General features: G+C 73.0%; 18 protein-coding genes. 12 read left to right on the top strand and 6 right to left on the bottom strand.

Annotated elements, in window-relative coordinates; translation table 11 throughout:
* The first annotated feature begins 4 nt into the window (after positions 1–4).
* From ACRAKJ_RS24920 to ACRAKJ_RS24880, 9 genes are all read left to right on the top strand, one after another.
* Positions 5–1,066: a TRAFAC clade GTPase domain-containing protein gene (locus ACRAKJ_RS24920; protein WP_438919364.1), complete on the top strand. Its 1,062-nt coding sequence runs from the start codon at positions 5–7 to the stop codon at positions 1,064–1,066.
* The gene (locus ACRAKJ_RS24915) at positions 1,063–3,303 is read left to right on the top strand and encodes a hypothetical protein (protein WP_438919363.1); all 2,241 of its coding nucleotides are present in this window, start codon (positions 1,063–1,065) and stop codon (positions 3,301–3,303) included. Before ACRAKJ_RS24920 ends, ACRAKJ_RS24915 begins: the two co-directional genes overlap by 4 nt.
* Before the next feature lie 163 nt (positions 3,304–3,466).
* A complete protein-coding gene (locus ACRAKJ_RS24910) occupies positions 3,467–5,401 on the top strand; it encodes an FAD/NAD(P)-binding protein (protein WP_438919362.1) in 1,935 nt (644 codons plus the stop codon).
* 20 nt (positions 5,402–5,421) lie between these two features.
* Positions 5,422–7,128, top strand: a complete 1,707-nt coding sequence (locus ACRAKJ_RS24905; protein ID WP_438919361.1) for an AMP-binding protein — start codon at positions 5,422–5,424, stop codon at positions 7,126–7,128.
* A gap of 61 nt (positions 7,129–7,189) precedes the next feature.
* Positions 7,190–7,615, top strand: coding sequence for a cupin domain-containing protein (locus ACRAKJ_RS24900; RefSeq protein ID WP_438919360.1), 426 nt, complete (start codon positions 7,190–7,192; stop codon positions 7,613–7,615).
* 163 nt (positions 7,616–7,778) lie between these two features.
* Positions 7,779–9,074, top strand: coding sequence for an MFS transporter (locus tag ACRAKJ_RS24895; protein ID WP_447008688.1), 1,296 nt, complete (start codon positions 7,779–7,781; stop codon positions 9,072–9,074).
* Between the two features lie 67 nt (positions 9,075–9,141).
* The gene (locus tag ACRAKJ_RS24890) at positions 9,142–9,687 is read left to right on the top strand and encodes a CGNR zinc finger domain-containing protein (RefSeq protein ID WP_447009108.1); all 546 of its coding nucleotides are present in this window, start codon (positions 9,142–9,144) and stop codon (positions 9,685–9,687) included.
* 37 nt (positions 9,688–9,724) lie between these two features.
* The gene (locus ACRAKJ_RS24885; protein ID WP_447008687.1) at positions 9,725–10,180 is read left to right on the top strand and encodes a hypothetical protein; all 456 of its coding nucleotides are present in this window, start codon (positions 9,725–9,727) and stop codon (positions 10,178–10,180) included.
* Between the two features lie 47 nt (positions 10,181–10,227).
* The gene (locus ACRAKJ_RS24880; protein WP_447008686.1) at positions 10,228–11,211 is read left to right on the top strand and encodes a LysR family transcriptional regulator; all 984 of its coding nucleotides are present in this window, start codon (positions 10,228–10,230) and stop codon (positions 11,209–11,211) included.
* Positions 11,212–11,387: 176 nt separating this feature from the next.
* Here ACRAKJ_RS24880 and ACRAKJ_RS24875 read toward each other — a convergent pair whose 3' ends face one another.
* Complete coding sequence (locus tag ACRAKJ_RS24875) at positions 11,388–12,569, bottom strand: PQQ-dependent sugar dehydrogenase (RefSeq protein ID WP_447008685.1); 1,182 nt, start codon at positions 12,567–12,569, stop codon at positions 11,388–11,390.
* 286 nt (positions 12,570–12,855) lie between these two features.
* Here ACRAKJ_RS24875 and ACRAKJ_RS24870 point away from each other — a divergent pair, with 286 nt between their 5' ends.
* Entirely contained in the window at positions 12,856–14,073 is a 1,218-nt protein-coding gene (locus ACRAKJ_RS24870; protein WP_438927006.1) for a pentapeptide repeat-containing protein, read from the top strand.
* Here the strand turns inward: ACRAKJ_RS24870 and ACRAKJ_RS24865 are convergent.
* The 3 genes from ACRAKJ_RS24865 to ACRAKJ_RS24855 form a co-directional block, all read right to left on the bottom strand.
* Entirely contained in the window at positions 14,040–14,447 is a 408-nt protein-coding gene (locus ACRAKJ_RS24865) for a lipocalin-like domain-containing protein (protein ID WP_438927007.1), read from the bottom strand. The two genes, ACRAKJ_RS24870 and ACRAKJ_RS24865, sit on opposite strands and share 34 nt — an antisense overlap.
* Positions 14,448–14,894: 447 nt before the next feature.
* Complete coding sequence (locus ACRAKJ_RS24860) at positions 14,895–15,452, bottom strand: AAA family ATPase (protein ID WP_438927008.1); 558 nt, start codon at positions 15,450–15,452, stop codon at positions 14,895–14,897.
* A gap of 245 nt (positions 15,453–15,697) precedes the next feature.
* On the bottom strand, positions 15,698–16,093 hold the full coding sequence (locus tag ACRAKJ_RS24855; protein ID WP_447008684.1) for a hypothetical protein: 396 nt from the start codon (positions 16,091–16,093) through the stop codon (positions 15,698–15,700).
* 179 nt (positions 16,094–16,272) lie between these two features.
* Between ACRAKJ_RS24855 and ACRAKJ_RS24850 the strand changes: the two genes are divergently transcribed.
* Entirely contained in the window at positions 16,273–19,152 is a 2,880-nt protein-coding gene (locus ACRAKJ_RS24850) for an nSTAND1 domain-containing NTPase (RefSeq protein WP_438923580.1), read from the top strand.
* A complete protein-coding gene (locus tag ACRAKJ_RS24845; RefSeq protein WP_447008683.1) occupies positions 19,149–19,355 on the top strand; it encodes a hypothetical protein in 207 nt (68 codons plus the stop codon). The genes ACRAKJ_RS24850 and ACRAKJ_RS24845 overlap by 4 nt, the downstream gene beginning before the upstream one ends.
* A gap of 113 nt (positions 19,356–19,468) precedes the next feature.
* Here the strand turns inward: ACRAKJ_RS24845 and ACRAKJ_RS24840 are convergent, their stop codons facing one another.
* Positions 19,469–20,242, bottom strand: coding sequence for a hypothetical protein (locus tag ACRAKJ_RS24840; RefSeq protein ID WP_438923579.1), 774 nt, complete (start codon positions 20,240–20,242; stop codon positions 19,469–19,471).
* Between the two features lie 222 nt (positions 20,243–20,464).
* The gene (locus ACRAKJ_RS24835) at positions 20,465–21,670 is read right to left on the bottom strand and encodes a SpoIIE family protein phosphatase (RefSeq protein ID WP_438923578.1); all 1,206 of its coding nucleotides are present in this window, start codon (positions 21,668–21,670) and stop codon (positions 20,465–20,467) included.
* Between the last annotated feature and the right edge of the window lie 10 nt (positions 21,671–21,680).

Below are 21,680 nucleotides of genomic sequence, written 5' to 3'. Positions count from 1 at the left end.
GCACGTGTCCTGCCCCATCTGCGCCGACGACTACGACTGGCCCGACGACTCGCGGGTCTGGGTGTTCGACGAGCAGAACGCGCGCTACGACGTGGAGGACACCGCTCGGCTGTCCGAGGCCAAGCGGGCGAGCCTCGCGCGCAAGGGCTACCGGCTGTGCCCCAACCCGTCGGACGACATGGAGGAGCACTACCTCCCCGCCACCTACGCCGAGTACGACGCCCCGCTCGTCGTCGGTCTCGTCGGTGCTCCCTTCTCGGGCAAGACGCACCTGCTGACCGCGATGATCCGCCAGGCCAACAAGGAGGGCCTGGCGGCGTACGGCATCGACGTGTCCGCTCTGGACCTGCGTCGGCACGACTACTTCCGGCAGAACTTCGTCAAGCCGTTCGAGAAGGGCGGGACGCTGCCGGGCACCAGCAGCGGCATCATCGAGGCCGCCGACATCCTGCTGCTGCGCGGCCGGGACGGCAGGCAGCGGCCGGTGACGTTCTTCGACGCGGCAGGCGAGGACCTGGAGAGCACCGAGGCGCGCAACCGCGCCACCCGGTTCCTCCTCAGCGCCAACGCCGTGATCTTCGTGCACGCCTGGGAGGACCCGCTGGAGACCGGGGAGTCGTCGCCGGAGAGCGAGAACAAGTCGTTCCAGCTGGCCGTGGAGAGCCTGCGGGCCCTGCCGCACGGCGAGCAGGTCCCGGCCGTGATCGCGGTGACGAAGTCCGACCGGCTGCGGTACGTGCCGCCGGTCGACCGCTGGCTGCACCGAGGCGACGAACGCGTGCTCGACGCGGCGCGCATGAGGGAGGAGAGCCGGGACGTGTACGCGTACCTGCACCACGTCGGGGCGGGCGCATCGCTGCGGCCGTTCACCGCGTTCACGCGCTGCACGCTGCACTTCGTGTCCGCGAGCGGCGGCGACGCGGTGCCCGTCACCTCGGGGGACGGGCAGGACAGGCACTTCCCGCGCGGGTTCCGCCCGACCCGCGTGCTGGAGCCGTTGGTGGCGATCCTCGCGATGACCGGGATGATCACCGGTCCCGAAGCCGAGCAGGTGGGAAGACCATGACCGCACCCGACGGCACGGTGCACCAGGTGTTCTTCGGGTGGTCCGACGCACGGCGCAAGCACACGATGCTCGCCCACTCGTTCGGGGGCGCGACCGAGGCGGCGAACCAGTGGGAGGCCCGGCTCCGCAACCACGTGCGGCTCGCGTCCGTCGCCGGGACGCAGGTACCCGCCAGTGCGTTGTCGTACCTGGTGTTCGACGGTGAGCAGCAGGCGGCCGTCGTCCGGCGGGTCGGTCAGGGCAAGTCGTCCGGGCGGGAGAACGCCCACGCGCTCGTCGGGCCGGCGACCGTGCTCACCCCGTCGACGGCACTGGGGCTGGGTGTCGTGCCCGGAGGCGATCTGTGGCTTGCCAAATGGGCGGAGGGGACGCAGATGACGCCCCTGGCCGCCGAGTACTTCACGCACGTGCCCGACCCGGCGACGACGCTGCGCCCCATCGCGCAGGGGCTGCGGGACCGGCTGGTCACGGTGGTGGCGGCACTGCTGGCGCACCCGATGACGCCGCTGAGCGTCCTTGGGTGCCCGGACGGGGAGCGCTTGGCCGTGGTGTGGGCGCTGCGCGAGGCCCTGGTCGGGGTGTCGCCGGGGAACTGGTCGTTCTCGACGTTCGTCGAGCGCCAGGACGACAGCCTGCACGGGTTCGTGCAGGTCCTGTTCCCTTCGACCAACCTGACGCTGGGGGCGGTCAACCGGGTCGTCGTGGACTTCGACCGGCCGTCGCCGGTCGGTCCGAACCGGGCGCGTGCGGAACAGCTGGTGGCGGCGGTGTTCGGTGGGCAGCGGCCCGACGTGACCGTCATCGCCGGTTCCGGCGCGCACGCCGCAGCGGAGCCCCGCGGAGGGCACGCCGCGGTCGAGTCGCAGGACGGGGACGCCCCGGACCGGTTCGGGGATGCCGTCGCCGAGTCGCCGGGCGGGTACGGCGTGGAGAAGCGGAACCCCGTCCGGGCATCGACCCCCGTGGTCACCGGCACCCGCGCGCCAGGCGACCAGGCGGTCGGGCAGCGGGCCACTGAGCACCAAGGGTCCGGGCACCAAGGGTCCGGGCACCAAGGGCCCGGGCACCAAAGGGTCGAACATCAAGAGCCGGGGCAGCAAGGGCTCGGGCAGCAAGAGCCGGGGCAGCAAGAAGCGGGGCACCAAGAGTTGGGGCAGCAAGGGGCGGGGCAGCAAGGAGCCGGGCACCACAAGCCGGGGCACCAGGAGCCGGGGCGGCAGGGGAGCGGGCAGGGCGCGGAAGTGTGGCGGACCGCGCCCAGCTACGCCAACGGTCGGAGGACCCCCGATCCCAAGGCGGACCTGTCGAAGTCCTTGCGCGCGTCGCGGAACGTGGAGGAGTGGTTGGCGGAGGTCGCCCTGCTGCGCCACGACCACATCACGGCGCGCGTGCGGAAGGACTTCGACCCGCGGACCGTCGACAAGGTCACCGACTTCGTCGAGTTCACCACGCCGAGCGAGCTGGTGGGCAGGTTCCTGGAAACCCTGTACGGACAAGGCTGCCAGGACCTGCGCGACCCGGCCGCGAGGCCGCACGCCCTCGACCTGATCGCCCGCTGCCGCTCCGACCAGGTCGCGGTGGAGCTGGGGATGCGGGCTCGTTCCCTCGGGGAGCAGGAGGTCGTGGACGCAGCCTTCAACCGCTGGCTGCGCCAGGGGCGGCTGCGCGGTCCGGTACCGCCCGGGCGCGTCCACGGCGCCCGCCCGGTGGTCGGGAACAAGCGGCGGCTGGTCGTCGCGACCGCGGTGGCGGTCATGTCGTTGGTCCTGATCGGGTTCCTGCTCGGGTACGCCGCGTTCGCGCCCGCCGCGGAGCAACCTCCGTCGTCCACCGCCGTGCCGTCGACCACCGCCGCCCCGCCCGCCGAACCGCCGCCCGCTGAACCGCCGCCGGCGGCCACCGCGCAGACGACAGCGCAGACGACCGCCGCCCCGCAGTCCGGGGTTCCGAGCGGCACCGTCGTGATCGGTTCGTCCGATGCGAACAGCCGCGTGTACGGGTTCCTCCAGGTCGGCGAACAGCTGTACCCGCAGCAGCCGTGCGAACTCGTCGACGGCCCGGGCCGGGAGTGGCGGTGTGCCGCGGTCACCGGCCGGCAGGCGCAGGCCGGCGCGAGACTGGTCGCCACCGCGGTGGCGGAGGTCGACGTGCGGCAGCTCGACGAGAACGCACGGGACCAACGGGCGATCGCCAAGCGCCCGGGGTGGGTCATGGAGGACGTGCGGCCGACGCGTTGAGCGAAGGGGTCCGCTAAAACCTCGATAGCACCATCGACAATGTCGTGCATCGCAATCCTTGTCGGTGTGCGGAATCGGCCATAGGTTCATTCCCGTAGCAGGAACGGAATGCCGCCCCGGATGGGTCGGGAATCATTCCGAAATTGTCTCGGGAAGGATTATCGTGGCTGACGCTGTGCTGCGCACCGACGTGGAGGTGGCGATCGTCGGCGCCGGGCCGCGCGGGCTTTCGGTGCTGGAACGACTGCTCGTGCGCGCCGGTCGCGCACCGCACCAGGGGCTGGTGCGGGTCCACTTGTTCGAACCCGGTGAGCCGGGCGCCGGGCGGATCTGGCGGACCACCCAGTCGGAGTGGTTCCTGATGAACACCGCCGCCGGCGAGGTGAGCGTGTTCTCCTCGGGGCCGGACGGCGGGCCGGTGCGGGCCGGCGCGGGGCCCTCGTTCGCCGAGTGGCTGCGCGACCACCCCCGCTGGTCGGGGATCGGGCCGGACGACTACGGGCCGCGCCCGGTCTACGGCGAGTACCTGCGGATGGCGTTCGAGGCGATGGTCGCCAACGCGCCGCTGGGCGTCGAGGTCGTCCACGTGCCCGAGGCGGCGGTCCGCGTGGCCCGGGCGAACGGCCTCACCACCGTGACCGGCTCCGGCGGCACGACCGTCGCGGCGCACAAGGTCGTGCTCACCACCGGCCACCCCCGGGTCGCGCCGGACGGTGACGAGCGGGCGCTGCTGACCTTCGCCCGGCAGCGGCCCGGCCTGACCTACCTGCGCGGCGACTCGGCCGCCGACCTGCCGCTGTCCGCCGTCGCGCCGGGCGAGCAGGTGGGCGTGATCGGGCTCGGGCTGACCTTCTTCGACGTCCTGGCCGAGCTGACCGAGGGGCGTGGCGGCCGGTTCACCGACGAGGGCGGCGTCGTCACCTACCTGCCCAGCGGCCGGGAACCGCACCTGGTCGGCGGGTCGCGCAGCGGCCTGGTCATGCTCGCCCGGGGCCGCAACCAGAAGGCGCCCTCCTACCGCTACCGGCCCGGGTTCATGACCGAGGCGGCCGTGCTGCGGGCCCGCCGCGAGGCGCAGCGGCGCACCGGGTCCGCGCAGCTGGACTTCGTGCGCGACGTGCTGCCCCTGCTCCGGCTGGAGGTCGAGCACGTCTACTACACCGCGCACGTGCGCCGGCGGCTCGGCGACGGGGCGGCCGAGCGGTTCGCCGCCCTCCACCTGACCTCGGCGGACCGCCACGGCCTGCTGGGGGAGTGGGGGCTGGGCGACGTGCCGCCGCCGGACCTGGAACGGCTGGCGCGGCCGTTCGGCGACCGGGAGTTCGACTCGCCGGACGCGTTCCACGCCGAGCTGCTGGACCTGCTCGACCGCGACATCGCCGAGGCGGGGCAGGGCAACGTGGACAACCCCCTGAAGGCGTCGCTGGACATCCTGCGCGACACGCGGGCGGTGCTGCGGCAGGCGGTGGACTTCGCCGGGCTGCGCCCGGAGTCGCACCGGGCGTTCCTGTCCTGGTTCAACCCCATCAACACGATGGTGTCGGCCGGGCCGCCCGCGCTGCGCGTCGCGCAGGCCGTGGCGCTGGTCCGGGCCGGGCTGCTGACCGTGGTCGGGCCGGGCACCAGGATCGGCGTCGACCACGCGACCGGCCGGTTCACCCTGGAGTCGCCGAAGGTCAAGGGCTCGCGCCGGGCGGTGACGACGCTGGTCGACGCCCGCATCCCCCGACCGCGCCTGGACGCCGACGCCGACCCGCTGATCGGGGACCTGCTCGCGCAGGGCCTGATCACCGAGTGCGTCAACAGCGACGCCGCGACCGGCGAGCGGTTCCGCACCGGCAGCGTCGCGGTCACCCGCAAGCCGTTCCACGTCGTCGACGCGCTGGGCAACCCCGACCCGGACCTGTACGCGCTGGGCGTGCCGACCGAGAACACCCGCTGGTTCACCCAGATCGGCAACGGCAGGCCGGGCCCGATGACCGGGTTCCACGCCGACGCCGACGCCATCGCCGAGGACGTGCTGCGCCACCGCCCCGCGTCCGCCCCCGTCGTCCTGTCCGCCCACCCGCGCGCCGCCGCACCCGCGGTCGCCGTCTGACGCTCCGGGAGGAGCACCGAATGAACCCCACCGAGAAGTTCCGAGCCGCCCGCGACCTGCTGCTGGAGCTGGGCGGAGACCACGACCGGGCGCACGCCGAGTTCACCTGGCCGGAGTTCGACGAGTTCAACTGGGCGCTGGACTGGTTCGACCAGGTGGCCCGGGGCAACGACCGCACGGCGCTGCACGTCGTGGGCGGCCGGGTCGAGGAGCGCGTGTCCTACGCCGAGCTGTCCGAGCGCTCCGACCGGCTGGCCAACGGGCTGCGGGCGGCCGGTGTCCGCCGCGGCGACCGGCTGCTGATGATGCTGGACAACCAGCTCGCGGTCTGGGAGTCGCTGCTCGCGGCGATGAAGCTGGGCGCGGTGGTGGTGCCGACGTTCACCACCGTGTCGGCGGCGGACCTGCTCGACCGGGTGCGGCGCGCGGACGTGCGGCACGTGCTGACCACGCCGGAGCTGGCGGAGGGCTTCGACTGGCTGCCGCCGCACGTGACGCGGGTCTGCGCGGGCCGGGTGCCGGGCTGGCTGGCCCTGGACGACCTGCGCTCGGCCCCCGCCGGGTTCACGCCCGACGCGCCGACCAAGGCCGACGAGACGCTGTTCCTGTACTTCACCTCCGGCACGACGTCGCGGCCGAAGCTGGTGCGCCACACGCACGTCAGCTACCCGGTCGGCCACCTGTCGGGCATGTACTGGAACGGCGTGCGCCCCGGCGACGTGCACCTGAACGTGTCGGCGCCCGGCTGGGCCAAGCACGCGTGGAGCTCGTTCTTCGTGCCGCTCAACGCCGAGGCGAGCGTGGTGAGCGTGACCACCGGCAACGCCCGCGACCTCCTCGACCGGGTGGTGCGGCACGGCGTGACGACGTTCTGCGCGCCGCCGACGGTGTGGCGGATGCTCATCCAGGACGACCTGGCCCGGTGGCCGGTGCGGCTGCGCGAGGCGGGCAGCGTGGGCGAGCCGCTGAACCCGGAGGTCATCGAGCAGGTCCGCGCCGCGTGGGGGCTGACCGTGCGCGACGGCTACGGCCAGACCGAGACGACCGCGCAGATCGGCAACAGCCCGTCGCTGCCCGTGCGGCCCGGGTCGATGGGCAAGCCGCTGCCCGGCTACGACATCGTGCTGGTCGACCCGACGACCGGCGAGGTCGGCGACGAGGGCGAGGTGTGCGTGAACCTCTCGCCGCGCCCGGTCGGCGTGATGCCCGGCTACGTCGACGACGAGGAGAAGAACGCGCGGACCTTCGCCGGCGGCTACTACCACACCGGCGACATCGCCCGCCGCGACGAGGACGGCTACCTGCACTACGTGGGCCGCACGGACGACGTGTTCAAGTCCTACGACCACCGGATCTCGCCGTTCGAGCTGGAGAGCGTGCTGCTGGAGCACGAGGCGGTCGCCGAGGCGGCCGTGGTGCCCGCGCCGGACCCGGTCGGCCTGGTGGTGCCCAAGGCGTACGTGGCGCTGGTGGCCGGCGAGAGCCCGGACGAGGCGACCGCGCGCCGCGTCCTCGACCACGCGCGGGCGAACCTCGCCCCGCACCAGTGGGTGCGCCGCCTGGAGTTCACGGCGCTGCCCAAGACGACCTCGGGGAAGATCCGCCGCGCCGAGCTGCGGGCCCGCGACGAGCAGCGCGCGGCCGGCACGGCGTTCCCCGGCTCCACCGAGTACCTGGCCGACGAGCTGCTGGACGCCGCGCTGCCCGCGGCCCCCGGCATCGGCTGACCCGACCCCTCCCACCCCTCACCCCTCACCTCGACCGAACCGAACCCGAAGGGAACCCGCCATGCGCGACATCAAGGTCTACTCGTCCCTGTTCACCGGTGGCCTGCACAACGGCCAGATCAAGTGGGAGGAGTACGTGCAGCCCGGCCGCAACGCGGTGGACGTGGAGTGGCTCTACACGCAGGCCGAGACCGGCCCGGCGGGCGCCGAGGCGTACATCGCCCACTTCAAGCCCGGCTCGCACGGCGACCTGCACGAGCACCTGGGCTACGAGATGCTGCTGATCCTGGAGGGCGAGCTGCACAACGACAACGGCGACCGCTACCCGGCGGGGACGCTGTTCATCGAGAAGCCGGAGAGCGTGCACCAGGTGTCGTCCCCGACGGGCTGCTTCGCGCTGGTCGTCCGGGAGAAGGGCACCCGCCGCATCGAGCCCGCCACCGCCGGTACCTCCACCGCCGGTACCTCCGCCGGCGTGGCCGGCTGACCGGGGGCCGTGCCGGACGCGCACGGCACCACCTCGTCCACGAGGCGCGGGGCACTTGCCCCGCGCCTCCCCATTGGCCATCATGTAACGCGTTCAACCCATTACATGTCGGCCGGGCCGTCCCGGAGCCGTCGGTTCCGCTCGCCACGACCAGGAGAACCCGATGTCCCAGCAGACGCACGACCGACCCAACCCGACCCCACCGCCCACCACACCCGACGTCGCCGTCGTCGGCCGCACCGGCAAGAGGCACTCGCCCCGCTACCGCTGGGGCATCCTGGGCATCGGGATCTTCGCCCAGGCCGCGTTCAGCGCCGCCTTCCAGGGCATCCCCACCTCCGGCTCGATCCTCGCCGCCGCCTACGGCTACTCGCTGTCCGAACTGGGCCTGGTCCTGGCCGCGGTGACGGCGGGCATCTTCGTCACCGACGTGTTCTGGGGCATCCTGTCCGACCGCATCGGCGAGCGGAACGTGCTGATCATCGGCCTGTCCGGCACCACGGCCACGCTCGCCTGGGTCACCGCGTTCCTCGTGCCCGGCGGGGGCGTCGCCCCCGCCGCGTGGGCGCTGGCCGCCGTGCTGTTCCTGTCCGGCGCGCTCGGCGGCTGCGTCAACGGCGCCTCCGGCCGCGCGGTGATGGGCTGGTTCCCGCCGAACAAGCGCGGGTTCGCGATCAGCCTCCGGGTGGCCGCCGTGCCGCTGGGCGGCGCGCTCGGCGCGGCGATCATGCCGGCCCTCGCCCTCGGCGCCGGTTTCCGCTGGGTGTTCGCGTTCCTGACGGTGTTCATGCTCGCCGCGACCGTCGCCGTCGTGCTCTGGCTGGACGAGCCGCCCATCGCCCGCACCAAGGACTCCGGCGGCATCGCCGCCACCACCGTGCCCAACCCGCTGGTGCGCTGGGACATCTGGCGCGTCGCCATCACCGCGTTCCTGCTCGACCTGCCGCAGTTCACCGTCCTGACCTTCGGCACCGTCTTCCTCACCTCCGTGCTGGACCTGTCGATCGGCGGCGTCGTCGTCGCGCTCGTCGTCGTCCAGGTCCTCGGCGGCGCGTCACGCGTGTGGAGCGGCCGGTGGACCGACAAGCACGGCGGCCGGTACCGCCGGACCCTCGTGCGCGTCTACAGCTGGCTCATCGCGGCGGCGTTCGCCGGCGTGGCGCTGCACGAGATCACGCCCACCTGGCTGGTCGTCGGGCTGTTCATCGCCGCCGGGTTCCTCGCCTGCGGCTGGCACGGCGTGCACTACGCCGAGATCGCCACGATGGCGGGCGCCGAGCGCTCCGGCACGGCCCTCGGGCTGGAGAACACGATGGTCTTCGGCGGCGCGTTCGTGACGCCCCTGATCATCCCGCTGGTGCTGTCGGTCTCGTCGTGGCCGGTGGTGATGCTGCTGGTCGGCGCGCTGCCGGCGGTAGCCTCGGCGCTGCTGATGCCCCGCGAGCAGCCGGTCGGCTGAGCGGGACGCCAGGACGGCGCGCGACGGTACGTCGCGCGCCGCGACCGTCTCCACGAAAGGCACCACCCTGAACAGCACAGCACCCCGGCCCGCCCTCGCCCTCGTCGGCACCGTGCGCAGCAGGCTCGGCGAGCCCCGGGACGACCTGGCCGACCCGGCGGCCCTGGCCGGCTGGCTCGCCCGGCACGACCTGGCGTGCGCGCCGGACCCCGACGAGGCGCACCTGCGCGAGTTCCGGGCGCTGCGCGAAGCCGCCTACCGGCTGCTGGAGCACGCCACGAACGGCGGCGCGCCCCGCACCGCCGACGTGGAGCTGGTCAACCGGTGCGCGGCCCGGCCACCCGTCCCGGTCGCCCTCGACTACGGCGCCGACGGCCCGCGCCGGGTGCGCCCGCCGGGCACGGCGGACCAGGTGGTCGGCGTGCTGGCGCGCGACCTGGTCGACCTGCTCACCGGCCCCGAGCGGCACCAGCTGCACCAGTGCGAGGCCGAGGTCTGCGGGACGTTCTTCGTCGACACCTCGCGGGCCGGCCGACGCCGCTGGTGCTCGTCGGCCACCTGCGGCAACCGCGCCCGCGTCGCGGCGCACCGGAACCGCGCGACCCGGCCGTGACCGGCACACCGCGCCGGCGACCCGCAGAAGGGGGACCGTGATCTACCTGCACACCTCGGCACTCGTCCGGCTCGCCGCCGGGGAGAGCGACCCGGTGGCGACCCTGCTGCGGGAGGCCGACGACGGGATCGCCCTGTCCAGCGAGCTGACCAGGGTCGAACTCGACGCGGTGGCCCCGTCCGCCACCGTCCTGGCCCGCGCGCGGGCCGTGCTGGACGCACCCGCCGTGGTGGACGTGGAGGTGTCCGACCTGATCCGCGAGGTGGCCGCGTCGCTGGCCGACGAGGTGGACGCCGCCGGCGCCGTCCACCTCGCCACCGCGCTCAGCCTCGGCACCGCGGTGACCGCCTTCGCCTGCGCGGACCCGCCGCTGGTCGCCGCCGCGGCGGCACGCGGGATGCGGCCGGTGGTACCGCCGTTCGGTGCACCGGGGCTAAGCGGCGAGGACGACGGCAATCGCGAAGGACAATACCGATTCGGATTCCCACGGTGACGTGTAACGAATCACCCGTCCGGCCCATCCGGTGCCCGCGCGGTTGTATGATCATGTGCTCCACGACGCGGCGGCAGACGTGCGCGAATGGTTTCTGGGGGACCGACGTGGACATCAGGCAGCTGAACGCCTTCCGGACCGTTTCGCAATTAGGGAGCATAACCCGGGCGGCCGTCGCGCTCGGTTACTCGCAATCGGCCGTGACCGCTCAGATCAAGAGCCTGGAAACCGCGCTGCGCACCCGCCTGTTCGAGCGCCGGCGCGACGGCGTGCACCTGACGCCCGGCGGCGAGCGGTTCCTGCCCTACGCGACCCGGCTGCTGCGCCTGTCCGAGGAGGCCCTGTCCGCGCTGGCCCCCGAGGCGCCGCTGACCGGGCGGTTCGCCATCGGCGCCAGCGAGTCGATGACCACCTACCGGCTGCCCGACGTCATCCGCCGCTTCCACGCCGCCCACCCCGACGTCCGGCTCGTGCTGCGCGCCTTCCACGAGGGGCCGGGCCGCATGGTGGAGGCCCTGGCGAAGGGCGACATCGACGTGGCCCTCACGCACGCGCTCGACCCCGGCCCGCCCGGCGGCCCGGCGCGCCGGCTGGCGTCCGAGTCGGTGGTGCTGGTGGCACCGCCGGACCACCCGCTGGCCGGGCGCGACGCGGTCACCGGCGACGACCTGCGCGGCGCCACCGTGCTGATCGTCCAGGCGAACTGCGTCTACCACGCGGCGCTGCGCACGTCGCTGCCCGACGAGGCCGCGGTGCTGCTCCAGTTCGGCACGATCGAGGCCGTGAAGAACGCCGTGCGCTCCGGCCTCGGCATCGCCCTGCTGCCGCGCGTGGCCGTGGCCGACCTCCTCGACCAGGGCAGCGTGGTCGAACTGCGCTGGACCCCCGCCGTCGGCGTCGGCAGCTACGTGCTCTGGCCCGAGGACCGCGCCGACTCGCCGCTGGCGACGGCGCTGGACGACGTGCTCACCCGCGTGGCCGTCGAGTGGGGCACGGCCGAACCGGCGGACCTGCGCGTCACCGTGCACTGACCGCGGTGCGCACGCGTCCGTCCAGGCCGGGATCGCCCTCGCCCGGGATCGCCCTCGCCCGGGATCGCCCTCGCCCGGGATGGCGCGGGCGTCCGGGGACGGCCGCCCGGACGCGGCCGTCCCCGGAAATCGTGCGGTTGTCGGTTTTTTCCGGGGGTTCAGCGGTTCGAACGGGCTCAGCCGGAGGCCGGCGCGACCCACTCGAACCGCACCCGGTTCAGGTATCCCGGGAGGTCGCTGAGCACGTACAGCTCGCCGCGCGCGTCGGTGCCGATCGCGCTCGGCTGGGTGGGGAGGTGGCCGATCACGGCGGAGTCGTAGCCGCCGCCGGACCTGGGCCGCACGGCGAACACCCGGGTCGAGCAGTAGTCGCTCGCGACGTAGGTGCCCCACGCCTGCGGCGTCCGGGACCCCCGGTACACCACGCCGCCGGTCACCGAGCAGTTGTCGTTGTAGTGGTCGTACTCGAAGACCGGGTCGGTGTACCGCCCGCCCTCCCGGCACTGCTGCGGGTCGAACACCGGGGTGCCCTCCCGGCAGGACCAGCCGAGGTTCGCCCCGCCCTGCCACGGGCGGATGTGGTTGACCTCCTCGACCAGGCCCTGCCCGACGTCGCCGATCCACAGCGAGCCGTCGACCGGGTCGACGGAGAACCGCCACGGGTTGCGCAGGCCGTAGAGCCAGATCTCCGGCCGCGCGCCCGGCACGCGGACGAACGGGTTGGTGGGGGGCACGCAGTAGGGCTTCGTCCCGCAGGCGCGGTTCACGTCGATCCGCACGATCTTGCCGAGCAGGGTGCCGAGGTCCTGGCCGGCCTTGAACGGGTCGTACGCGTGCCCGCCGTCGCCGAGGGACCAGTAGAGGTAGCCGTCGCGGCCGAACGCCACCTGGCCGCCGTTGTGGTTGCCGTACTCGGCGTGCTCCTGGGTCAGCAGCACCCGCAGCCGCTCGGGCGCGCCGAGGGGCACCCGCGCCAGGGTCAGCGCGCCCGCCGGCAGGCTCGTGTAGGCCACGTAGAGGATTCCGGTCCGGGCGAAGTCCGGCGCGGGCGTGATGCCGAGCAGGCCGCGCTCGTTGTCCGACGGGTCGACCCGACCGGTCAGGTCGAGCACCGGCTCGGCCGCCAGCCCGGTGTCGGGGTGGTAGGCGCGGACGGTGCCCTCCTTCTCCGCGATGAGCATCCGGCCGTCCGGCAGCCCGGTGACCGCGATGGGACGCCGCAGACCGGACGCCACCTGCTCGGACACCACGGTCAGCTCGGCGAGCGGCACCGGAGGGGTGGGGGACGCGCCGGCCGCGGCGCTGCCGCTCACCAACACCGAGGGCAACAGGACCGCGGCCAGTGCCAGGACGAGCAACCTGGCCGGTCTGGCGGCTGGTCCGGCAGCCGGGCGGTTGACGGCCGGGCGGTTGACGGCCGAGTCGTTGACTGCTGGGTCATTTACTACTGGGTCATTTACTACTGGGCGACAACGCTGTCGCGACATGGTCGGCTCCTCGAGCAGGGTGTGGGAGACACGTTCTGGGAGCGCTCCCAACGTACAACGGCTTCCCGAGGACGACCAGCCGCCGTCTCACCCCTCCTCCGGTCGGAGCAGCAGAACGCCGGTCCGCCGAGAGCCCCGGTGGTCGACGATGTCCCGCATGGATTCATTGCAGGTGAGTCGTGCGGTGCTGGGGTCCCCGCGGGCGTCGCGCGTGCGGCGGGCGTTGACGGCGGTTCTGCTGGTCGCCGCCGTGGTGAGCGTGGCGCCCGGCTGGTGGGCGGGTGCGGTGGTGTCGGCGGCACGGCACGTCGTCCGGTTCTGGCCGACGGTGGTCCTGGCGCTGGCGGCAGTGGCATCGGTGGTGGGTGGCCGGCGTCGGACGGTGAGGATGACCCTCGGGCGTCGTCCACGTGCGCCCGGGATTCCGCTTTCGGTCCACGTGGTGCTGCTGCTGGCATCGGCCGTGGCGGTGACCGGTGTCGTGGGTCTGCTCCTGTGGGGTGTGCTGGGAGGGTCGCCCGTCGGCGCGCCCGGCCAGTCGCCGCCGCCCGGTGCGTCGGCGGGGTGGAGCGTCCAGGATCGGCTCGACGCGGTGAAGGTCGTGCTGGCGGTCGTGGGCGGTCTCGGGGCGGTGGTGGCGTTGGCCGTCGCCTACCGGCGGCAACGCCTCAACGAGGTGGAGGTCTACCGCGAGGACGCCAAGGTGCTGCTCGACCGCTTCGGCAAGGCCGCCGAGTTGCTCGGAGCGCCCGGCGCCGCGGTCCGCACCGCCGGTGTCTACGCGCTCGCGGCCCTGGCCAACGACGCGCCCGAGGGGCGGCAGGGCTGCATCGACGTGCTGTGCGCCTACCTGCGGCAGCAGCCCTGGTCGCCCACGTCCGGTGCCGGTGTCGCGCACGATGCCCTTCCTGCCGCGCGCGACGAAGAGAGGACCACGGGGCAGGAGCGGCAGGTCCGGCTCGCCGTCATCCGGCTCATCCGGGACAACCTCCACCTGCCCGACAACGATCCGCGTACCTGGCGCGGCCACGACTTCGACTTCACCGGCGCCGTTCTCGACGGCGGCGACTTCGCCGGCGCGACGTTCACCGGCGCCGGCTTGGTCACCTTCGCCGACGCCACGATCATCGGGCGCTTGTCGTTCGACGGTGCGACGTTCGCCGGTGGGACCGTCTCGTTCGACGGTGCCCGGTTCGTCGGGGGCGGTATCTCCCTCAACGACGCCGTGTTCGCCGGAGGTGTCGTCGACCTGTCGAGGGTCGACCCGGCACAACCACCGGAGATCCACGGACTCCGGTCACCGGCGACCCCGCCGCCCACCGGCCTGCGTGCCCCCGGCGGTCAGGAGTTCCACTCGCCGGTCATCTCGACGTAGTTCTCGCCGCGGACGTCCTTGCCGTCGTACTTGCCGGTGAAGGACGCCGCGGCCTCCAGGTAGCCGCTCCCGTCGGGGTCTCGATCTCCTGGTCCGGGTTCCCGGTGACAGCACATGGCGAGGTTCATCCACGTCCACCGGGCGAGCGAAGTCGGCATCTCGCCCCACTGCCGGTCCAGCCAGGAGGTGCCCCCGACGCGGTGCTCCCGGCCGTCGAGGACGAGCGTTCCGGACGTCCGGACCTCCCGGAGCGCGAACTCGTGGTTCGGCACGCCGTCGACCAGGACGAAGGCACCGGTCGACGCGTGGTTCAGGGCGGGGCCGGTGGGCGTCAGCCGGACGTCGAGGGAACCCCAAGGCGTTTCGACCCGCACCGACTGGTGGACGGCGTCGCCTGTCCAGCTCGGCCACGGTGTCCCGATGTCGAGCTTGCCCCTCGCTCCACCGGTAGTCCTCCGGCTCGACCATCGCGTCGTGGTCCCGGTACCACCCGGTGGTCTTGTCGATCACCGAGAACGTCCAGCGGTACGCGGCCTCGTCCCTGTTCGGGAGGATGCGCGTGTGGACCTGGGGGCCGAACTCCTGGCCGTTCGCCCGCACCGAGCCGGTGAAGTAGATCGAGTCGAACCAGGTGGGCTGGGGGCCGGGCGCGTGCCGGCCCAGGTCGGTCGCGGGATCGACCAGGGCCGGGATGCCCGACGTGGCGGAGTGGGCGGCTGGTGCCGAGGGCGGGGCGTCGTTCGCCCGGTGGTGTCGATCGACGGAGCCTCAGTTGGTTTGCAACCCCGACAAGTTCGTGGTGGTTCGGGTTGCAAACGATGTCATCCCCTGGTGGTGCCCCCAGGGGAGAGCGTCGGCGGCCAGCGGTGCGCGCGCCAGTCGTCCCACGACGCGAACCCGGCCGGTGGGTCGTCGACGGGTTCGCTGCCGTCGAGCTCACCCCGCGTCGGGACCTGGATGACACCGGCCCACTCGGCGAGTTCCTCGTCGGACATGGGCCACGTGGTGTCGGGTTCGTCGGCCTGACGCCGGTCGAGTCGTCTGCGTTGTTCGGCCGGGGACACCTCGAAGTAGTGCATCTCCACGTCCGCGCCGCGGTCGGCCGCCGCCTGCCGCAGCGCAGAGCGCTCGTCCCGACCCCACAGCCCGTAGTCGATCACCACGTTGCCGCCGAGTTCGAGGGTGCGCAGCCCGATCCCGATGAGCCGTCCCTCGATCACGTCGGAGGCCGATCGCGGGTTCTCGTGCCCGTAGAGGGCCTTCACCCACTCGTCCTTCGTGAGGCGGAGCGCGTTGCGCTCGACCTCCACGCGCCGCGCGGCGCTGGTCTTCCCGGTGGCCGGCAGTCCCACCATCAGGAAGAGCGTTGGTCGACCCATCCCGTTCCCCGATCGAGCGAAAGCCCCATCATCACCGATCGCGTGGGTGGGCCGAGGTCGTTGTTCCTTGCAGCTGTTGATCCTGCAACTTCATCGTATACCGAAAAATGCACACTTGGTTCAAGGACGTCCGGTTGTGCCCATCCTCGAACAGGTGAGTGCCCGGACGGTCGGGTGGAAGAGGTGCGGAAGCCGGTGGGGCGGTCGGGTGGGAATCACCCGACCGCCCCACCGGACGACTGCGGTCAGACGCAGGCGAATTTCGTGTTGTCGACCAGGTACTCCCGTTCCGGGTCGCTGTCGGTGTTCACCTCCATGACGGGCTTGCTGCACCCCGGGCCGATCCACGTCGGCCAGGTGTGGACGGCCTCCTGCCCCACCTCGACCCTGACGAACGCCGGTCCCAGGTGCATCTGGCCGGTGGGGCTCACCCACCCGAGGTTGATCCGGTCGGTGACGTTGCCCACCGCGGTGCGCCGGAACCGCACCTGGATGACGCCGGTGGTGTTCACGTTGTCGACGTAGATGCTCAGCACGCCGCCGGGCAGCGGGGTGGGCACCTCCGCCGCCGCGGACGCGGGCGTGGCGGCGGCCAGCGCGCCGGCTGCCGCCAGTGCGAGGGCCGTGATGGTGGTGGTCATCCTCGTTGTCACTCGATCCTCCGAATCGGGTTCCGATCGTGGTGCGGACGTCCCGCCCCCGATCTGCGGGACGTCCGCACCACCTGTGTAGGGCGTGCGCGTTGTCAGGCGCCGGGCGACTGGACACCTGACAAAAAGCTCCGCACAATGGCCGCGGTCGACGTCATGGGGGATGTGCCGTGCCGCGTGTCGAACAACCGTTGTCGCCTGATGGTTCCGCGCTGACTCAATTCGCTGTCGACCTGCGCCTTCTTCGCGTGCGCGCCGGGTCGCCCTCTTATCGGAAACTCGGTCGTGTCGCGCACTACTCGGCCACGACGCTTTCCGAGGCGGCGGGTGGGCGGAAGTTGCCGAGCCTGGAGGTGACGCTCGCTTTCGTGCGGGCGTGTGGTGGGGAGGAAGAGGAGTGGGAACGTCGGTGGCACTCCGTCGCGGCGGAGTTGAACGCGCGTCCGGCGTTGCCCGTCGAATCACCTGATGTCGCGGATGTCGCTCCTTATCCCGGGCTGAGGGCGTTCACCCCGGACGAGGCGGATCTTTTCGCCGGTCGTGAACGGCTCGTGTCGCAGACCTTGGAGCGACTGCGCGGGCAGCGGGTGGTCGTGGTCTTCGGGGCGTCCGGTTCGGGGAAGTCCTCGTTGTTGCGCGCCGGGGTGCTGCCGGCGCTCGACGGGCGTCCGGTGCTGGTGCTCACCCCGGGCCCGCACCCGGTCGAGCAGGCGTCGGCGGCGCTCGCCCCGCTGTTGGGGGTGCCCGCGGGGCAGGTCGCGCGGGAGTGGGCGCAGGACCGGCGCGGACTGCACCGCCTGCTCCTGCAGGCCGCCGCGCGAGACGGTGATGCCGAGGTCGTGGTCGTCGTCGACCAGTTCGAGGAGGTGTTCACCCTCTGCGCGGACCCGGCGGAGCGCGACGTGTTCGTCGGGGGGTTGATCACCGCGGCGTCGGCCGCGAACAGCGTGTGCCGGGTCGTGCTGGGCCTGCGGTCGGACTTCTTCGCCCACTGCGCCGCCCACCCGTCGTTGTTGGAGGCGCTGCCCGGCGGTCAGGTCGTGGTCGGGCCGATGAGCACCGACGAGCTGCGCCGGGCGATCGTGCACCCGGCCAAGCGGCGGGACTGCGCGGTGGAGGGGGCGCTGCTGGCCGAGCTGGTGGCCCAGGCGCACGGGCGTCCCGCCGTGCTGCCGCTGCTGTCGCACGTGCTGCGGCAGACCTGGGCGCGTCGCAGCGGGCACCTGTTGACGCTGGCGGGGTTCCGGTCGGTGGGCGGCTTGGACGGTGCGGTGGCCCGCACCGCGGAGGACGTGCACGGCAGTCTGTCCCCTGCCCGGCAGGCCGCCGCCCGCGCCTTGTTCGGCAGGCTGGTCGCGCTCGGCGAGGGCACCGAGGACACCCGGCGGCGGCTCGACGTGGCCGAGGTCGAGCACGACCCGGACCTGGTGGCGGTGCTGACCGCGTTCACCTCCGCGCGGTTGCTCGTCCGCGACGGCGGCACCGCGGAGATGGCGCACGAGGCGCTGATCCGGTCCTGGCCGAGGCTGCGGGCCTGGCTCGACGACGACCGCGAGGACATCCGCCTGCGCGGCAGGCTTGCCGAGGCCGCGCGCACGTGGTCGGGGTTGGGGCGGGACCCCGGCGCGCTGCTGCGTGGTGTCCAGCTCGACGCGGCGGTCGCCTGGCGCGAGCGGGGTGGTCTGCCCAGCGCGCTGGAACAGGAGTTCCTCGACGCCGGCGTCACCGCGGACCGCGCCGCGCGTGCCGGGCAACTGCGCCGTGCGCGCCAACTGCAGCGGCTCACCGCGGTGCTCACCGCGGTGACGCTCGTGCTGGCCGGTACGACGACGTGGGCGCTGCGGGCGCAGCAGACCGCCCGGGAGCGGGAGACGTACGCCAAGGCGCTCACCGACGCGGCCATGGCGTCGGCGCTGGCCCCCGATGACCCGGCGGGAGCCGCGCGCCTGGGCGTGCGCGCCTACCTGGGTGCCCAGACCCTGGAGACGAGGGCCGGCCTGTTCACCGCCTACACCGCGTTGACCGCGTTCCACCTCGGCCGGGGCGCGCTGACGGCGCTCGAAGAGCAGGGCGGGGTCTTCCAGACCGGCAAGATCCTCAGTTCGTCGTTGGTCCTGCACGTGGACGCGGACGACCGGCGCAGGCTCTGGGACACCTCGACCACGCCGTTCACCGGCCTGGGCCACCTCGACGCGGAGGTCCGCACCGGGAGCCTCAGCGGCGATGGACGCCTCCTGGTCACCGCGGACGAAGACGGTCGCACCAGGCTCTGGGACCTCACCGACCTGAAAGCGCCGCACGAGGTCGGGGTGCTGCCGCGCCCGTTGTCGCCCATCGGCCTGGACCACAGCGGTCGTTTCCTGCTCACCCGGGGCCTGGAGCTGGGTACGCCGCTGAGTGCCGCCGTGCTGCCGGAGTGGCGGGAGACGGACCGGATCACGCTGTGGGACCTCACCGACCCGGCCCGGCCGGTGTCGACCGACCTGCCCGCCGCCCGGTACGCGGTGTTCAGCCCGACCGACCCGGTGGTGCTCGTAGAGGAGGTGCGACCCGTTGGTTCGACCACTCGACTGCTGGACCTCGGCGGTGACGGATCGCTGAGGGAACGCGTCGCGTTCCCGCACTTCCACACCGGCGTGCCGCCGGTGTTCAGCCAGGACGGCGGGTTCCTGGCTCTGCACGACGACGCCGGCGACCACGCTTCCGTCTACCGGGTCGCCGACGGGCGCGAGGTGGCCAGGGTTCCCGGCTTGAGCCAGGTGACCAACAGGATCGCGTTGAGCGGTGACGGGAGCGTGCTGGCCGTCCAGCACGACCGCGAGGTGACCTTCTGGGACCTGACCGGGCTCCACGCCGCGGCGACCTCGACCCTGGACCTCTTCTCCGCGGACCGGGTGCGTGATCTGTCGTTCACCACCGACAGCCGCAGGGCGGTCGTGCTGACCGACGGCCGGTACCGCTACTTCCACGTCTTCGACACCGACGCCGAACGCGTCGTCGGGGAACTGTGCGCGCGGCCGGAGTTGGCGAAGGTGACCGGCTGCGCGTGATCCGGGTGCGCATCCGGCAGGTGTGGTCGACCGATGAACGCGGGGTGTGGCGCGGGTGCGTGCCGTTGTTCCGCGACGACTACCGCGCGCTGGGGTTCTACGGGCTGTGGCAGCAGACGCAGCGACACGTGGTCGGGGTCGATCTCGGTGTGGCGCAGCGGTTGTGCGGCAGACGGCGGGGGCGATCCTCACCGACGAGTTGACCCGGCCGCGGCAGAGGACGGTGGTCGTCGGGCACCCTGGGCCTCCTTCGCGGTCTTCGGCACGGGCTGACCGGGGGCGCGTCCCCCTCTTGTCGCGCGGCTCGCGCCGGCGTTCAGATCCGGTGGCGGTCGAGGCCGATGGTGGCCCAGATGACGGCGCCGTCGGGGGTGCGGACCGTGCCGTGGGCGGTGCTCAGCCGTTGTGCCCTGGTCAGGTCTGGTGCGGTGACGGGGTGGGTCGACGTGGCGCCGACGCAGCGCACGGTGATGGAGAGGTGCGCGGGTCGGCGTTCCAGCAGCAGGACCAGCGTGGTGCCGGAGGCCGCGGTGGACCGTGCCAGGCCGGTCAGTTCGCCGGCCAGCAGCACGGCGCGCGGCGTGATGTCGTGCAGGCCCCGCCACCGGTGGCAGGTGCGCCGGGTGAAGTCGCGGGCGAGGTGTTCGGTGTCGGCGTCGAGGGGGAGTTGCGCCTGGTCCCGTTGCCGCGGTGGCGGGTTCTCCACGGCGTCCAGGGCCGCGGTCAACCGGTCGAAGCAGGGCAGGAACCGGGGGACGCCGTTGCGGGCGAGCGTGCTGCGGTGTCCGGCGGTGGTGGCGACCAGCAGCAGCGGGGTGTCGGACCAGGGCCGGCTGCGCGTCCAGACCGAGACGAACACGCTGGTCAGGCTGTCGCTGCCGATGTCGAGCTCGGGGCCGAGACCGACGACCACCGCGCGTGGCTGGTCGACCAGGTGCTTGAGCAGCCCGTCGCGCAGCCGTGCGTAGGTCGACAGGTCGAGTCGGCCGGTGGGGGAGAGCAACACCGCGTCACCGTGCGACCGGGCCGACAACGACAGGCCCGCGCGGGGAACGGGCGGGCCGTTCTGGGCGGGAGGGGGCGGGTCCACCTCGTCATCGCTACCGCATCCGACCGCCGTGCGCACGGCGCGTCGGCGGACTCCGGCGAACCCCACCCGATTGTCGGAACCCGGCAGTGCCGGATCGGAACCCACCGGCACCGGGCCGGGAGGGGGCGGCACTGGGCCGGGAGCGGGAACGGGCGGCGCTAAGCCGGGAGCGGGCGGTGGCGGATCGGGACGTGCCCGTGCCGGACGTGCCCGTGCGGGCTGTCAGCGAGTTCCGTCCTCGCCGTCCCGGGCGGGCGAGGCGGTGTCGGTGTCGGCCCCGTTGTCCGCTTGGCGTTCGGTGCGGCCGGTCCCGTGCCAGTCCAGGCAGAGCACGGTGGCGTCGTCCTGGAGGTGGTCGCCGCAGGCTCGCCGCACCGCCCTGGTCACCGCGCGCACGACCTCCCGGGAGTGCAGTTCCCCGGTGTCGCGGATCAGCGCGGGCAGGTCCGCGTCGACGGCGTCGCGCTCGAACATGCCGTCGGTGATCAGCACCAGCCGGTCGCCGGGGCGCAGCTCCAGCCGCTGCACCCGGTACCGGTACGGGATGACGCCGAAGAGCAGGTCGACCTCCAGCTCGACCGGCTCCACCACGCCGTCGCGCAGCAGCAGCGGGGCGGGGTGGCCGGCGTTGACCAGGTCCACCTCGCCCCCGCGCAGGTCCACGCGCAGCAGCATCCCGGTCGCCAAGGACCCGTGGCCGTGGTCCAGCAGCGCCTGGTTGGCCCGTTCGGCCTGCTCGGCCAGGTCGCAGCCCGCCCGGCGGGCCCCGCGCAGCGCGCCGACCAGCAGCGTCGCGGTCAGCGCCGAGGCGACGTCGTGGCCGACCGCGTCGGTGATCGACAGGTGCAGGGTGTCGCGGTCCAGGGAGTAGTCGTAGGTGTCGCCGCCGATGTCGTCGGCGGGCACCAGGGCGGCGGCGACGGTGAACTGGCCCGCTTCGCAGCACGAGGCCGAGGGCAGCAGCTGGTGCTGGATCTCGGCGGCCAGGCTCATGGTCGTGGTGCGCCGGCCGGAGTGGTAGTAGTCGGTGAAGCGGCGGTCGGTGACGATGACGTAGGCCAGTGCGTGCGCGGCCTCGGCCAGCTGTTCCAGCATCTTCTCGTCCAGGGAGGGCACGGTCACCTCCAGCACGCCGACGCAGTCGCCGCGGTTGGTCACCGGCAGCACCACCCGGGCCCCGTCGCTGTCGTGCTCCTGCCACGGCCGCTGGGTGCGCAGGACCTCCTCGTAGGCGCTGCCGCGCAGGTCGACCCGTTCCGCGCTCCGCCCGTCGGGGGCCTGTGCGGTCGAGGTCAGCCGCACGAGTTGTTCGTCGACGAGGTCGACCAGCAGGAACGACACGTCGAAGGCGCCGTACCGCTTGGCGAGGTCGCGTGCGACGACCTCGACCGACTCCACCGGGGGTGCGCTCTCGGCTGCTGCTAGCACGTCATCCGCT

Source organism: Saccharothrix sp. DSM 118769, assembly GCF_052936295.1.
This window is presented reverse-complemented; position numbering and strand designations above follow the sequence as displayed.